At 32.3% G+C, this 15,410-nt stretch carries 13 protein-coding genes; 6 read left to right on the plus strand and 7 right to left on the minus strand.

From position 1 onward, the window contains the following. The first annotated feature begins 127 nt into the window (after positions 1-127). Positions 128-583 carry a hypothetical protein gene (locus ACE193_RS22980; RefSeq protein ID WP_375560524.1) on the plus strand — a complete coding sequence of 152 codons (456 nt, stop codon included), beginning with the start codon at positions 128-130 and terminating at the stop codon, positions 581-583. 237 nt (positions 584-820) lie between these two features. Here ACE193_RS22980 and ACE193_RS22985 read toward each other — a convergent pair whose 3' ends face one another. Continuing rightward, positions 821-2,038 (minus strand): ABC transporter permease, encoded by a 1,218-nt coding sequence (locus tag ACE193_RS22985; protein WP_375560525.1) that lies wholly within the window; start codon positions 2,036-2,038, stop codon positions 821-823. A gap of 243 nt (positions 2,039-2,281) precedes the next feature. On the opposite strand from ACE193_RS22985, the gene ACE193_RS22990 reads away from it, so the two are divergent. Both ACE193_RS22990 and ACE193_RS22995 read left to right on the plus strand, forming a co-directional pair. Continuing rightward, positions 2,282-3,214 carry a right-handed parallel beta-helix repeat-containing protein gene (locus tag ACE193_RS22990; RefSeq protein ID WP_375560526.1) on the plus strand — a complete coding sequence of 311 codons (933 nt, stop codon included), beginning with the start codon at positions 2,282-2,284 and terminating at the stop codon, positions 3,212-3,214. Positions 3,215-3,377: 163 nt separating this feature from the next. Further along, on the plus strand, positions 3,378-5,498 hold the full coding sequence (locus ACE193_RS22995; RefSeq protein WP_375560527.1) for a BatA domain-containing protein: 2,121 nt from the start codon (positions 3,378-3,380) through the stop codon (positions 5,496-5,498). Between the two features lie 86 nt (positions 5,499-5,584). On the opposite strand, the gene ACE193_RS23000 is transcribed toward ACE193_RS22995, so the two are convergent. Genes ACE193_RS23000 through ACE193_RS23010 form a run of 3 tightly spaced genes read right to left on the minus strand, consistent with a single transcriptional unit; the run spans position 5,585 to position 6,896 of the window. Next, entirely contained in the window at positions 5,585-6,100 is a 516-nt protein-coding gene (locus ACE193_RS23000; RefSeq protein WP_375560528.1) for a hypothetical protein, read from the minus strand. Further along, positions 6,097-6,471: a hypothetical protein gene (locus ACE193_RS23005; protein WP_375560529.1), complete on the minus strand. Its 375-nt coding sequence runs from the start codon at positions 6,469-6,471 to the stop codon at positions 6,097-6,099. The genes ACE193_RS23000 and ACE193_RS23005 overlap by 4 nt, the downstream gene beginning before the upstream one ends. Before the next feature lie 59 nt (positions 6,472-6,530). Next, positions 6,531-6,896, minus strand: coding sequence for a DoxX family protein (locus ACE193_RS23010; RefSeq protein WP_375560530.1), 366 nt, complete (start codon positions 6,894-6,896; stop codon positions 6,531-6,533). A 150-nt stretch (positions 6,897-7,046) separates the two neighbouring features. On the opposite strand from ACE193_RS23010, the gene ACE193_RS23015 reads away from it, so the two are divergent. Next, positions 7,047-7,487, plus strand: a complete 441-nt coding sequence (locus tag ACE193_RS23015; protein WP_375560531.1) for a YybH family protein — start codon at positions 7,047-7,049, stop codon at positions 7,485-7,487. 129 nt (positions 7,488-7,616) lie between these two features. Here ACE193_RS23015 and ACE193_RS23020 read toward each other — a convergent pair whose 3' ends face one another. The 3 genes from ACE193_RS23020 to ACE193_RS23030 form a co-directional block, all read right to left on the minus strand. Then, on the minus strand, positions 7,617-8,630 hold the full coding sequence (locus tag ACE193_RS23020; RefSeq protein WP_375560532.1) for an aspartate-semialdehyde dehydrogenase: 1,014 nt from the start codon (positions 8,628-8,630) through the stop codon (positions 7,617-7,619). A gap of 221 nt (positions 8,631-8,851) precedes the next feature. Next, entirely contained in the window at positions 8,852-12,502 is a 3,651-nt protein-coding gene (locus tag ACE193_RS23025; RefSeq protein ID WP_375560533.1) for a T9SS type A sorting domain-containing protein, read from the minus strand. A gap of 356 nt (positions 12,503-12,858) precedes the next feature. Then, the gene (locus ACE193_RS23030) at positions 12,859-13,092 is read right to left on the minus strand and encodes a hypothetical protein (protein ID WP_375560534.1); all 234 of its coding nucleotides are present in this window, start codon (positions 13,090-13,092) and stop codon (positions 12,859-12,861) included. A 502-nt stretch (positions 13,093-13,594) separates the two neighbouring features. Between ACE193_RS23030 and ACE193_RS23035 the strand changes: the two genes are divergently transcribed. Further along, positions 13,595-14,509, plus strand: coding sequence for a ribonuclease Z (locus ACE193_RS23035; RefSeq protein WP_375560535.1), 915 nt, complete (start codon positions 13,595-13,597; stop codon positions 14,507-14,509). 78 nt (positions 14,510-14,587) lie between these two features. Next, a complete protein-coding gene (locus ACE193_RS23040) occupies positions 14,588-15,382 on the plus strand; it encodes a queuosine precursor transporter (protein ID WP_375560536.1) in 795 nt (264 codons plus the stop codon). Positions 15,383-15,410: the final 28 nt, after the last annotated feature.

Consider the following 15,410-nt stretch of genomic DNA (forward strand, 5'->3'; position numbering starts at 1 on the left):
TCTTTGGTAAAGGCAAGCAATAACTATTTATCAAAAGATACATCTTGTTGGAGGAAATTAAATTATAACGCACGATTTTTGTCATATCAAATAGAATTTACTACTTTTTAATTAAAATTATTATGTTATGATTGTTTATGAGAGTGTTTTTTTGCGTCTAGAATTTTTTAAAGACGATTCTTTGATAGAAGTAACTTGGCTTCCTGCAACAGAGAATATTACAGACGAAGAATACAAAGAAGAACTTTTAAATTATTTGAACTTTGCCTTAGAATTAAAGCCTAAAAGAGCAATCATGAATTCTCAAAGTTTGCTTTTTACAGCTTCTCCAACAATACAAGAATGGACAGACCAAACTATTATAACTCCTTCTACAGAAGTAGGTTTGACTAAAGTAGCTGTTGTCATGAGTAAAGAATTTATAGCAAGCCTTGCTATAGAGCAACTTATGGAAGATACGTCATCCAACCAAATAGTTACTATAATGTCCTTCAAAGATAAAGAAGAGGCAAGAGAATGGGTTTTGAGCATTTCTAGTAATGCTGAAAAAACATCTAACTTAGATGATATGGAAAATAAATAAATATTATCTAAAAATAGTTATGTTTTTATAAACTTTAGCCCTAGCTTGACTTTCCCAAATTAGGGTTATATATTGAGTTTCCAACTATGTACTGTACCTACTTTTTGCCTTCAACGACAGTAAAATCTTGTTGACGGTTGAGATAGAGCAAAACAAACCGTCGTTAAGACTAAAATGAAGCCATCACAATGAGGTTTTGAAAAATAGTCGGTTACACTATTCTAAAATAATGTAAAATCAATCAAATCGTATAGCTCTAATAGGCTTTATTCTACTTATAAAAATAGAAGGAATCCAAAGAATAAAAAGAACTAAAACAATAATCACAAAATTGAGCATCAAAATCAAAGGAATATTCCATGAAATAGGAACGCTACTCATATAATAGGTATTGATGTCTAAAGGAATGATTTTGAAAGTATCTTGAATAAGACAAAATAAAATTCCTATTATATTTCCTATCAAAATTCCTTTCCAAAGAATAACTAAGCCATTTTGAAAGAATATTTTTAAGATTTGACTACTTGTTGCACCAAGAGCTTTTAACATTCCTATCATCACGACACGTTCTGTAATCAAAATCAGCAGCACAGAAACAACATTGAAAAGAGCAACAAACAGAATAACACTCAAAAAGATAGTTACATTTTTGTTTACCATCGAAAACCACTCAAAAAAATGAGCAAAGGTATTGGTTACTTTTTGAAGATACATATCATAATCACTATTGGCTTCTACTTCGTCATAAAAAATATCTATATCATCAAAATCTTTCAAAAATACTTCGTAACCACCGACAAGCGTATCGCCCCAGTCATTCAGACGCTGCAAAAGTCCTTGGTCGCAATACACCAAACGCTCATCAAAATCTTCAATTCCTGTTTGATAAATACCCACAACTTCTAGTTTTCGTTGTCTTGGTGGGTCTTGCAAGAAAAAAGCAAGCAAATCATCCCCAACTTTAAGGCGTAATTTATCTTTTGTATCTTGACTAATAATAATTTCCTTTGAATAACTACTTGTATCAAAAGCAATAAAACGACCTTCGACAAGGTTTTTCTTAAAACTTAGTGTATCATAACTTTTATCAACGCCTTTCAAAACCAACCCCATCAAATCTTCATCAGTACGAAGCAAAACAGGTTTTTGTGTATAGGGTTGAATATGAGAAATATATTCTTGATTTTTTAATTCTTCGTAAAATTCTCTTTGTGTGGAAAGTGGACTTGTTTCGAAAGAATTATTCATATCAAATTTAAGAATCTGAATATGTCCTGTTTGGCTCACTATTTTATCCAAAATAGTTTGTTTGAAGCCTTCAAAAATTGCCATTGAAATAATTAAGGCAGCAATTCCGAGCGCAATACTTCCGATAGCAATGTGTGTAATAACTTTCGAAAAACTACTTCCTTTCTGACTTCGGATGCGTTTGGCTATAAAAAGCGAAAAATTCACTGTATTTTGTATGGATTTTGTTTATGCTATTTTTAACTAAAAACAAATATACAGTTCTGCTTATGGTTTTGCAATTTGTTTTTATTAATATGCTACTGTTGGGGAAAAGGCGTGCCTTTTCCCTACATAAAAACGACAATTTGTTATGCACCCTTTTCCCTACACTGACTTTCAATTTCTTATAAATACATAATTAATTCGTAAATTTATTTTTTAAATTACTTACTCCAAACTTTATCTCTTATGAAAACTCAACATTCAATAAAATTTTTCTTACTTGCTTTTAGTTTCTTTTTTTCTGGTCAGTCAATGGCACAAGTTGCTCCAAAAAAAGAAATTTCTACTAAAGGTGTTGTAATTGCTCAAACGAACCAAAAACCAAAAACGGTTACGGTTACAACAGTTCAAGAGTTTTTAAATGCCATTGCATCAAATACAACCATTCAGCTCAAAGGACATTCTTTTCATATTTCTGATTTGGCTCAACCTAATCGCTCTGGCACAAATTATAAGTTTGTAGAGGTGTATGACGGCTATGAATTACTGATTCATGATGTAAAAAATCTCAAAATTGTCGGTTTGGGCGATACGCCTGTTCGTTTGTATGCAAAGCCTGAATATGGAAATGTTCTTTCTTTTGAGAGGTGTAATACGATTACTATCGAAAATGTAGATGCAGGACATGGAGCAAGTAAAGGAAGTTGTGTTGGAGGTGTTTTTAAAATAGTAAATACAGATAATTTTTTTATCAAAAATACAGTGATGTATGGAAGTGGAATTGAAGGAATTACGACAGATAATGTAACGAATTTAGTTTGTTCGAATTCCTTTATCAGAAGTTGTACTTATTCTATCATGACACTTACTGGCTCAGAAAATATTCGTTTTGAGGGTTGTGTTTTTGAAGATAATAAAGAATATGATTTGGTAAATATAACAGGTTGTTCTAATGTGAGTTTTAAGGGTTGTTCCTTTGAAAAAAATCGTACAGCAGAATCTACTTCTTATTCAGATTATTCGGTTTTTAAAGTAACTAAATCTAACAAGATTGTATTAGAAAACTGTTTTGTAGAAGCAAACGCAGCCGATTATCTTTGTAATGATGCTAATGCACTCACTCTCAAAAATACAGAAATCAATCATAATGATTTCACAAAAGGGAAATTCAAAAAATAATAGGTTAAATGACTTACCTTTGACTGGAATAAAGCAGTTTTATAGTTTTATAGGAAATAGTTAGTTAATAATTATGTAAATTCGTTTTTAATTTAAAATGTATTTCCAAAAATAAAAACCCTAAGAGTTTCTCAAGGCTCTTAGGGTTTGGTTATAACAAAATATGCAATTTCTCAATCCTTCTCTTCTTTGGGCTTTGTCTTTGATGATTATTCCCATAATTATCCACCTTTTCAACTTTCAACGTCCGAAAAAAGTATTATTTACCAATGTCGAATTTTTAAAAGAAGTTCAACAGGTTTCTAAATCTCGCAATCGTCTGAAACATATTTTGATAATGCTTGCTCGTATGGCATTTATTGCTTTTTTGGTATTGGCTTTTGCACGTCCTATTTTGCCTTCTCAAAATGCCGATTCTTCTTCACTTTCTGCTAGTCAGCAAGTTTCGATTTATTTGGATAATTCTTTTAGTCTTCAAAATGAACAAGACAACAAACGACTGTTAGATTTGGGAGCGACATATACCCAAACTATTCCAGAACTTTTTCCCAAATCAGCTACTTTTCAGCTTTTAGATAATTCTTTTGAAGGAAATACTAATTTTTTCTACCCCAAAACGAATATTACGGACAAACTCTCTACCATTGATTTTAGTGGAATTAATCGCAGTTTTTCAGAGATTTATAAAAAACAACTTCGAACTTTTGAATCAAAAGCCAACCAAAATAGTAATAAAGGAGGACATATTTTTTGGGTTTCTGATTTTCAAAAAAATACCCTTCCAAACCTAAACGAAATAGAATTTGATTCTGCTTATAATTATTATGTTTTGCCAGTTTCGCCTACTAAAACGTCGACTTTACTTGTTGATTCGGTTTGGTTAGATAATCCATTTGTACAGCCCAATACACCACAAAATATAACAATTCGTGTTAGAAATTTAGGAACAGAATCTGTAGAAAATAAGAGTTTGCAGCTTTTTATAGATAATAATCAAGTTTCGGCAAGTGTGGTAAGTTTGCCAGCGCAGAGTTCGAAAGAAATTGAAATGAATTTTTCAGTTACCAAAACAACAGGAACAGTTTCAGCAAAAATAAGTATTGAAGATTATCCTGTTTTGTTTGATAATGACTACTTTTTTACGCTAAGAATTGCACCAAAAATAAATATTTTAAATATATTTGAAAAGCAAAGTGAAGCTCAGACTTATATCAAAAATGTTTTTACAAATGCTGATTTCTTTGTTTTTTCGGCTACTTCTACTCAAAATTTGGATTATAATGTTCTTCAAAATACAGATTTGGTAGTTTTGGAAGGAATATCTTCTATTGATGAAGCGTTGCAAAGAGCGTTGAGAAAATTTCTTTCTAGTGGTGGAAATGTTTTGGTTTTTCCTGCTCCTAATTCAAAACCAACTGATTTTAATTCTGCTTTAGGAGTTTCTGTTCGTGGAATGAATGCAGAGGCTGGTGTGGGTTTATCGCTTTTGCCTCCATCTGAAAATGAACCGTTTTTTGAAGGAGTTTTTGAGCAAATTTCGCCTTCTATGTCTATGCCTGTCGCAACGAGCGTTTGGTCGGGTCTTTCATCTGGACAATCTATTTTGAAATTTAGAAACGGACAGCCCTTTTTAATGCGCCAACAGACGGCAGAAGGAAATGTTTTTGTTTGTGCTGCGCCTTTGGAGAACAACTGGAGTGGATTTGGAAAACATGCACTTTTTGTTCCGACGATGTACAAAATTGCGCTTAGTAGTTTGTCACAAGCTGATTTATTAGCTTATAATTTGGAAGAACAAACGGCTATTTTGTCTTTAGATTCACTTCAAAAAAATAGTGTTTTTGAATTAGTTTCTATCAATCAAAATCTAGTTAATCAAGAAAATACAAATCAAAATTCTACAAAAGTTCAAGGAATTATTCCTGCTCAACGTATTTCTGGAAATAAAATCATTTTCGAAATTCCTCGTTCGTCGCTTAAAGCTGGTGCTTATCAATTACGAAACAAACAAACTCAAAAGATAGAAACTTTATTAGCCTTCAATTATTCAAGAAAAGAATCTTATTTAGATTTTCATACAAAGGAAGAACTCACAAAAGCGTGGGCAGAAAAATCTAATGTTCAGATTTTTTCATTAGAAGGAGAAGATGCGAAAGACTTTGCAACTACTTTTAAAGAAAAAAATTCAACTATTCCTTTGTGGAGATATTTTATAATTGCTGCTTTAGTTGCTGTCTTTGTGGAGGTGGTTTTGGCTAGGATTTTTAGTAGGGCTTCGGAGTAGTTGGTTTTTGGCAATACAATGGCGATTTTTTAAATATAAAAGGATCTTCAAATTAAGCCAAATAGTTGGTTGTTAGTAGTAGACATTTATTTTTGTTGATTATCTAATAAAGACACTAAGTCAATGATTCTAAAATTTTTTTTACTAAAGTTTTCATTTGTCTTTGAAATCAATGGTTGATTTACTTTGGGAATCATATCCAACTCATATAGTTTTATTGGAAAAGTATCAGTTTTAGAGTTATATATTGGATATGCAACTAATACATAATTTGTATCTTCAGAATTTGAAAGATTTGTTTTATCATAAACATAAAATCCTTTTTTTGCTAAAGAGTCAAAGTCTTGGAAGTATTGATTTAAATCATCACTTTCCAAATTATCAATTAAGTTTGAAATATTTTCATTTCGCCTACTTTCAAATATTTCAGGAAGGTCATTTACAATATTATGAAAATTGTCATTTTGATTTTCTTGATCAAATAGAAATCTTGGCAATATTCCACCACCTGATGTAACAACGCATAGGCGATTGAAACGGTCAGCAAAATACCAATTTATATCTAAGAAGTATTGTTCTTCTGAAAAATCTAAATCTATCATCCAAAAACTTGTCTACAATTTTGACATCTTCTAATTTTTTGACCAGTACGTGGTCTAATGGCTCTTGTAAACTTTAAATCCTTAATTGGAACGATGGGATGCGATAAAATAATTTGATTCGATGCCCTAACCTCACAACAACAACCAACATAATTATCAATTCCCTTAGCACCTAGAGGAGCAATTTTTATTAATTCTTTTTCTAATTTACTACAAATGGGTTGTGGATATGTTCCACTATGGTCAACCACTTGTGTTTTTCGATACTCAACACCAATAATTGTAGCAGGTAATTTATTTGACCTTTTATGTTTAGCAAATAAATCTTGGGAGAATCGCATTAGTCTTCTGTTTAAACTTTCTGAAGCCATTTAGATTTTTGTACAGTTTTAGTTTTTATTTTAAAAGTATATTTAAACTTTGGTTGATATTACCTCTTCCTAATCGTCCTCATAATCAAAACACTCATCGCACAAGCAAGTGTAATACAAGCCAAGGCAAATAAAAGTCCGTTGTCATTTTGTACACGCACTCCTAAAACAAAAATATGAGAAGCAATCGCTCCAAGCATAATTAGGACTGCACCCAAAGCTCCAGCACGACGAGTTTTTGGAATAAGAATCAAAATAGCTACAATAAACTCAAGAAAACCAGCTAAATATCTGCCTGAAGGTTCGGCTTTAAGTTGAGTAAAAATCCACACAGATTCTTCTGCGCCACCAAATTTGAAATAGAGTGTTTGAAGAAGAATAACAGCCACCACAATCGATAAAATACCTTCAACTGTCTTTTGCATGAATTTTTTGGAGCATTAAATACTTTTTAGAGAGAATTATAAATACAATATAAGAATTTTTTTGAACTATAAGGTGGTGTTATTTCTATCAAAATTATATAAAAATGCTATCTTTAGGAAAATCATTTACATTCCCTGTTTTTTTGACAAATGAAACAATTATTTTTAACATTTATTTTATTTTTTTCTATTTCTATCAATCTGTTTTCACAAGATGTAAAACAGAAAGATGCTTTAGAAATTATGCAAACCTTTCAAAATCAACAAAATACGTGGAATAATGGCGATTTAGATGGTTTTATGAATGGATATTGGCAATCGGATTCACTCAAATTTATTGGAAAAAATGGAATTACTTATGGATATGAGGCTACTTTAGAACGCTATAAAAAATCTTATCCTGATGTAGAAACAATGGGAAAACTAAAATTTGATATTCTTTCTATGAAAAAATTAGACAAAAAACACATTTTTGTAATCGGAAAATGGCATCTCAAAAGAGAAGAAAAAGAAGATTTAGAAGGACATTTTACACTGCTTTGGGAAAAAATAAATAAAAAATGGGTTATTATTGCAGACCACTCTAGCTGAAAATAAAGTTAGAAGTATGATTTTAGAAGTCAGAAGTAAAACCAATTCAGAAGTATGATTTTAGAAGTCAGAATTAAATTCAATAAAAAAGGGATTTAAACATTTGCGTTTAAATCCCTTTTCCTGTTTTTATACTGCTTCTGTTTTTAATAAATTTTCTTTTACTAAATATTCGGCAATCTGAACGGCATTTGTGGCAGCTCCTTTGCGAAGATTATCAGCCACAATCCACATATTAAGCGTATTTTTTTGACTTTCATCTCTTCGTAGTCTTCCTACAAAAACCTCATCTTTTCCTTCTGAATGAATCGGCATTGGATATTCATTCTTGCTTACATCGTCTTGCAAAATAATTCCTTCTGAGTTTTTCAAAATATCATGTACTTCATTCAAATCAAAATCAGTTTCAAATTCCACATTGACAGCTTCTGAATGTCCTCCCATGGTAGGAATACGAACAGCCGTAGCTGTTACACCAATAGAATCATCACACATAATCTTTTTGGTTTCCAAAACCATTTTCATTTCTTCTTTTGTATATCCATTTTCTAAGAAAACATCAATATGAGGAAGAACATTTAAGTCAATAGGATGTGGATAAACTTTAGTTCCTGTTTCGCCTTTTCGTTCACTCATAAGTTGGTCGACGGCAGCTTTTCCAGTTCCAGTTACAGATTGATAAGTCGAAACAACTACACGTTTGATTTTATATTTTTTGTGTAATGGATTAAGAGCCACTACCATTTGAATGGTCGAACAGTTTGGATTAGCAATTATTTTATTATTTTCGTTTAGATCATGAAGCTCGTGAGCATTTACTTCTGGTACGACTAATTTGTAATTTGGATTCATTCTCCAAGCCGAAGAATTATCAATTACGATTGTTCCTTTTTCTGCAAATTTAGGTGCAAATTCTAAAGAAACCGAACCACCTGCCGAAAAAATAGCAATATCTGGAACAGCCTCAATAGCTTCTTGCATACTGTGTACACGATATGATTTTCCATCAAATTCAATTTTATTTCCTACCGAACGCTCCGAAGCCACAGCAATTAGTTCAGAAACAGGAAATTTACGATTTTTTAAAACTTGTAACATTTGAGTTCCGACAAGTCCAGTAGCTCCTACAACAGCAATTTTCATTTTATATTTGTTTTGATGATTATAAAATAGATAGAACAAAAATAAGGTTTTAGAATCGAATTTGTTTGAAATTTTGATTTTTTAGAATTTAATTTTTCTGAATTATTGCAGATAACTAAGCATAAAAAACGCTTTCTTATTTCTAAGAAAGCGTTTTTTTGAATTTATAGATAAAATGATGATTTAGAATCAATCATTTGTAATTCTATTTATGTTTTTACTTATTTTTGTAGAACTACTTTTTGTACATATACTTTATCGCCATTTACAGCTTTCAAGATATAAGTACCTCCTACAAATTTCTGGATATTGATTTCCATATTTCCACCACCACGGTTAGAAGTACGTAATACTTCTTTTCCTGTAATCGTATAAACACGAACATCATAATTTCCAGTTACTTTAGGTAATTCAAAACGTACTCTATCTTGAGTAGGATTTGGATATACTTTCAAGCTGATTGCATCAGTAGGATTTAAAATGCCAGTAGGACCACCATCTGTATCATTATCTGTATTTGTAACATTTACACTACCTGTTTTGCCACTGTATGCAGCATCTGAACTAGCAGCAGTAAGACTAACAGTATATGTTTTATTTCCATCTACTTCTGTATCATCTACACCTGTAACTGTTACAGTTTGTGCATCAGCAAAATTAGCAGATGTGAATGTAAGAGTTGCAGGAGCAACAGTACCTTCAGTAGCATCACCACTTGCAACAGTGACAGTTACATCAGCAGTAGGAGCAGAAGCTAATTTTACAGTAAATGTAGCAGTAGTACCATCTTCTGAAGTAGTTACACTAGTTGTACTTACAGTAAGACTACCTGGCGTTGGTTCGCCACCACCATCACCATCACGGTTATAAGTAATACCCATATCAGAAGACCAAGCACCACGTCCGTGTGTACCAAGTACAAGCTGTCCGTCTTCTTCTTTAACTACAAGACTGAATACAGCAACAGAAGGGAATTCAGGAACGATTTCCCAAGCAGTACCATTGTCATAAGAAGCAAAAAGACCAATTTCTGTACCTACAAAAAGAGTATCACCCCATACTACCATTGAGAATGGTACTACGTCTGGGAATCCTGTACGGCTAGTAGTTCCTAAACCATATCCAGAAATTTCTCTCCAAGTTTGTCCTAAGTCTGTTGTACGCCATACTTTACCTACTCCACCTTGTCCAAATAGCATATATGCTGTATTTGGATCTTCTGGGTCAGTTGCAAATCCTGACATTACTCCGATATCAATAGGATTAGGAAGTGCAGTAAATGTGTCTCCACCATTTGTAGAAAGGAACATCGTGCGATCAGCAGACATTCCACCACCAGCCCAAACAATATCTGGATCTGCTAAAGAAGGATATACATTTGTTGCAGAACCACTATAGTTCCAAAGTTCATTAGATATTGCTTTTCTATTCCAACGCTGTCCAAAGTTTGTAGATTTGAATACTCCACTAGCTCCTACTGCAAATACAACATCTGGAGCTAATAAAGAATAACCTAAACGAGTAACAAAAGGTGCATTAGTATCAGAAGTTTCATTGATTCCATTAGATGATCTTGTAAAAGATTGCCCTCCGTTAGTAGAACGAGCAATATCATTGTTTGTATAAGAAACAAGTACTAAATCAGGGTTTGTTGCATGCCAAACACATTCCATACCATCACCACCTAGAACTTCTCTATAGTCTCCTGCTGCAGTTGGGTTAGATTGATTTGATATCAATGAACCATTATCTTGTGCACCAGCTACATAGATATTATCAGTCGGATGTCTATCAACTCTATAAAATTGAGTAGTAGTGATGTTATTAGTTCCTTTATCATCTACTTCTTCCCAAGATCCACCTAAGTCATCAGAATAACCTAAGCCTCCATCATTAACAGATAAAAGACGATCACCAGCAAAAGCTAACATATGATGATCTACGTGTAATTCATCACCCAATACAGGACCTCCACCACCACGACCGTGAGTCATGCGTGTCATTGTACTATTTTGGTAAGTAGCTCCACCATAGTTGAGACGAGTTGTGGCAGTACGGTTAGGATCAAATGTTTCCCCCTCTGTTAAGTATGGCCATATGAAATAAATTTGGTTTGCTTCATGTCCTCCTGGTACTGTAATCAAAGAACTTGGAGTGGTAGCATCGTAAGGAATAGCATTCACAAACATATATTCACGAACATTCAGATAATCTGGGTCATTAGCCTCATCACGTGCTGTAAATGAAAACTCACCATCATCTTGATTATCACGGAAAGAAAACATAAGTTGTTGATTGTTTTCTACATCCCATACTTCAAAAGGAACATCTACATAATCTTGATAAATGTACTGATTAGCAGGAACACCTGGTCCTACACCACCACCACCAGCTACAAAACGGTGTGCTTTTTGAGATTTACCTGCACCATATCTGATTTCTACGGTTACAGCTTCATTAGGATTATTTACTTCTAGTTGACCACCTAATAGTGTAAAACCAGAAACATTAGTAAAGCTAAGCCAATTCATGTTTTCAAGGTCAGCACCTAAGAACTGACGAGGACCTGTACGAGTATTTGCAGGAGTAATTGTCGCTTTCCATAAATCAACACCACCCCAATATACTGTATTTTCATCAGTTGGATTTACTACGATAGCATTGTCATAAAAACCTTGAAGTAAATAATCTTGACTTTTTTGACGACCATTTTCCTCTACAATTCTCCAACTAACACCTCTATCAGGAGATACAAGAAGACGAGAACCCCCACCTGATATTTCTACAGAAGCATATACTACTGCAGGATTAGAAGGCGAAATAGCCAATTCAGAACGTCCGATGCCAGCACCATCTGTATCTTCTACAGCTGCAATAGAAGTCATTTTAGTTCTTTCCCAAGTAAGACCAGCATCAGTAGAACGCCATAGAGTAGGACTACCTACTACAGCTCCAACAGTGTACATGTTATTAAAATTACCTGGTTCTGCTATTATTTGTTGAAGAAGTTGAGTATCGCTATGAACAGGTGTCCAAGACGAACCACCATCAGTAGAACGTAATATATAAGAAGTTCTGTTATTCTCTGGATCTATACCACTTGCTAAATAAGGATTATAAGCAGAAGCTACTAATACCAAATTAGGATCAGAAGGCGAAACAATAACACGAGTTGCGTGTAGAAAATCAGTTACACGAGGAACTGTAGAAGTTAAGCGATTCCAAGTGTCTCCACCATCAGTAGATTTGAATACACCACCACCATTAATACCAGCACCACCAAAAGGAGTTTCTCCTGTTGTGGCATACATAATATCAGGGTTAGAAGCTGCTTGAGCAATAGAAGTAATACCTAAGTGAGCCATGTTGCCTGACTTATCTTCCCAAGTAGCACCAGCATCTTCAGTTTTCCAAATACCACCACCAGCAGTACCAATAAACCAAGTATTATTAGAAGGGTCATTTTTATCAACTAGTACAGCACGAGTACGTCCAGCAATGTTTCCTGGTCCACGCTCATCAAAAGTAAATGCTTCTGTACGAGCAGCTTTACTATTTACGTTTGATAATGCTTTTTCTAGTTCTAATTGAGTATATCCATTTGAGTAAGAAGGATATTTTTCTCCATCTTTTGTACGTATATCATTTAGATATTTAAAATAACCAGAGATTTCCATGGTTTTTACATATCCTTTTTTATTACGCTTTGCTTCTTTTTTAGCTGCGTATTCTTTTGCCCACTCTTCTGCACTTATGCCTGTTTCTTGATTTTCAGATAAATCAACTGAACATGTGTTGAGTTGAGAATATCCAAAAATACCTGCACTAAGCCCGAGAGCTGTTGCACCGACTAAAAGGTACTTTTTGTTCATCATTATATAAAATTTAAAATAAAATTGAGTTATTTATTTGATTGTTGAATTAATTCGGAGGAATTTTAATAATTGAGTTTCTCTAAATGTAAAGATAGTAGTCAAATTGTATTTTACCAAATAAATTAGCAACAATTAGTTATTATATTAGAAAAATATTCTAATAATTGGAAATTTATAGAGAGAAATCTAATTTGATTTTGAATAGCATTTTAGCATTTTTAGTAAATAATAATACAATTTTTTTAGTTTAAAAAAAAATCTCTTTAACATATTGCCAAAAAGATTTTAAATTTATGCGCTTTTACATGCTTACTATTTACTTATTTTGATTATTTTTTGTATAAAATATGGAATTAAAACTCATCATCTTCTGAACTGTAATCATCATATTCATCAAAATCAGTATCAAATTCATCAAAGTCAGGGTCTAAGTCTATATCTGAAAAATCATCATCTAAGTTAAAATCATCATCATCACCTTGACTTTTCATGCTCCAAGCCGTTGAAGGTGAATTTTGAGTGAAAAATGAAGATGGTTCTTCAATAGAAGTTAAATTTTCTTGAGAATTGTAATTGTTTAATAACATAAAAGTAGGTTTTTTGAGTGTTTTTGTTGAAAATAGAATACAAATTATTAGAAACTAATCACTAATAATTTAGGGGAAATAATAAAACGTGAACTCTATTAGATATTTATTATTATTTTCTGTCGGACATCTCTAAGGTGTCAGTACAGTTAGCAGGTAAATTATCCGATACCTTCAAAAGAGAGGTTTAAATACCAAGTTCACGTTAAAATTAAGTAATTTGAATACAAGATTATTAAAGAAATTTCAATTTACAAAGAATGAATTCAAAATTAAGATAGAATTTTTTATTTTCTGTTTCAAATTAAATCTGAAACAAAATATTTTATTACAAATTGAATTCATCTATTATAAATTTTTATTCGTATTTTGCCTTCTCTATTGGTTTTTGTGTTTTAGATAAAATAGAAATTATTCGTAATAAATAGTGTTTTTTAGTATTTATTTTATCTTTATTTTAATTTCTTATTTTTTCATTTGTTTGTAACAAATTTTATTTATCGTGATTTTTGAGCTTACTATATTAGGTGCAAATGCTGCCATTCCTGCACACGGGCGTTTTCCAACTTCTCAAGTTTTGTGTATCAATCATAGATATTATATGATTGATTGTGGCGAAGGAGCGCAAATACAGTTATTTAGACAAAAAGTAAAAATAAATAAAATACACGCTATTTTCATAAGCCATCTTCATGGCGACCATTATTTAGGGCTTATGGGACTTCTAAATACAATGAATTTACGTGGAAGAACCGAACCTCTCTATTTGTATGGACCCAAAGGGTTACAAGAAATTATTATTTTGCAGCTTAAATATTCTTATGCAGTTCTCAATTATCCACTTCATTTTGTAGAAACAAATCAAGAAAAGTCAGTTTTTTTATTTGAAGACGAAAAAGTAACGGTACATACAATTCCTTTATTGCATAGAATCCCCTGTTGTGGTTTTTTATTTAGAGAGAAACCTAAAGATAAGAATTTAATTAAAGAAAAAATTCCAACTGACCTGCCTGTTGCTGGACGAATTGCCTTAAAAAAGGGAGAAGATTTTGAATATAATAATCAAATTCTTAAAAATGAAGATTATACGCATCCACCAAATAAAAGACGAAGTTATGCCTTTTGTTCGGATACTGTTTATTTACCTTCTTCTTTAATAGAAATTATTCAAGACGTAGATTTATTGTATCACGAAGCGACTTTTACACAAGTACACGAAAAACGTGCTGCTCAAACCTTCCATTCGACAGCAGAACAAGCTGCTCTGATTGCTAAAGAAGCAAATGTTGGAAAACTTATTTTAGGTCATTTTTCTACTCGTTATTATGATTTATCGCCTGTTTTGGAAGAAGCACAAGCCGTTTTTTCTAATTCATTTTTAGCTATTGAAGGCGAAACATTTCCTGTAAACGAATAGATTTAGAATGTAAATTGCCCTTTAGAGTGAGTATAATTGTATCGATAAACTTTAGGTTACATTTTTGGAAAGATTGAAATGAAAAAAAAAGAAAGCAACCCAATACATCAAAAAAAACAAAATTTATATATTTTCTTGAGTGGATTATTTTTGACAAATGCTTTGATTGCTGAAGTAGTTGGTACAAAAATATTTTCATTAGAAAATACACTTGGATTTAATCCTGCTCAAATAAAACTACCTATTTGGGATTCTCCTCTTGATTTTAATCTTACGGCTGGTGTAATGCTTTGGCCTGTCGTTTTTATTTTGACAGATATTATAAATGAGTATTATGGCAAAAAGGGAGTTCGGAAAATTTCTTTTCTGACGGCTGGTTTTATTGCCTACTCTTTCTTTATGATTTGGGTGGTTACTGGACTTTCTCCTGCCGAGTTTTGGGTAAACATAAATAATCCACTAGATATAAATACGGCTTTTAATCGTATTTTTCTTCAAAGTATGGGAATCATTATTGGTTCTTTAACGGCTTTTTTATTAGGACAAATTATTGATGTAGTAGCTTTTCAATGGCTTAGAAAATTTACAGGAAGTAAAAATCTTTGGCTTCGTGCGACAGGTTCGACACTCATTTCTCAATTCATTGATAGTTTTGTCGTTCTTTTTATTGCTTTTTATTTCTTTGGAAGTCCAAAATGGAGCTTTAATCAAGTGGTTTCGGTTGGAATAATCAATTATATCTACAAATTTTCTGTTGCTGTTTTACTTACTCCTGTTCTGTATGTTGTTCATTATTTGATAGATTCTTATTTGGGAAAACAGACAGCTACCGAAATGATAGAAGAAGCAAGTAATTCAGAATTATTCGAATAATTAAAAGAGTTTTGCAGCACTTATTGAT

Source organism: Bernardetia aquimarina, from assembly GCF_042180575.1.
Classification (GTDB): Bacteria; Bacteroidota; Bacteroidia; order Cytophagales; family Bernardetiaceae; genus Bernardetia.

Bases quoted from the DNA above. Each gene is read 5' to 3' on its own strand.
- ACE193_RS22980 (WP_375560524.1), top strand. From the start codon at position 128: ATGATTGTTTATGAGAGTGTTTTTTTGCGTCTAGAATTTTTTAAAGAC.
- ACE193_RS22990 (WP_375560526.1), top strand. From the start codon at position 2,282: ATGAAAACTCAACATTCAATAAAATTTTTCTTACTTGCTTTTAGTTTC.
- ACE193_RS22995 (WP_375560527.1), top strand. From the start codon at position 3,378: ATGCAATTTCTCAATCCTTCTCTTCTTTGGGCTTTGTCTTTGATGATT.
- ACE193_RS23000 (WP_375560528.1), bottom strand. From the start codon at position 6,100: ATGATAGATTTAGATTTTTCAGAAGAACAATACTTCTTAGATATAAAT.
- ACE193_RS23005 (WP_375560529.1), bottom strand. From the start codon at position 6,471: ATGGCTTCAGAAAGTTTAAACAGAAGACTAATGCGATTCTCCCAAGAT.
- ACE193_RS23010 (WP_375560530.1), bottom strand. From the start codon at position 6,896: ATGCAAAAGACAGTTGAAGGTATTTTATCGATTGTGGTGGCTGTTATT.
- ACE193_RS23015 (WP_375560531.1), top strand. From the start codon at position 7,047: ATGAAACAATTATTTTTAACATTTATTTTATTTTTTTCTATTTCTATC.
- ACE193_RS23020 (WP_375560532.1), bottom strand. From the start codon at position 8,630: ATGAAAATTGCTGTTGTAGGAGCTACTGGACTTGTCGGAACTCAAATG.
- ACE193_RS23025 (WP_375560533.1), bottom strand. From the start codon at position 12,502: ATGAACAAAAAGTACCTTTTAGTCGGTGCAACAGCTCTCGGGCTTAGT.
- ACE193_RS23030 (WP_375560534.1), bottom strand. From the start codon at position 13,092: ATGTTATTAAACAATTACAATTCTCAAGAAAATTTAACTTCTATTGAA.
- ACE193_RS23040 (WP_375560536.1), top strand. From the start codon at position 14,588: ATGAAAAAAAAAGAAAGCAACCCAATACATCAAAAAAAACAAAATTTA.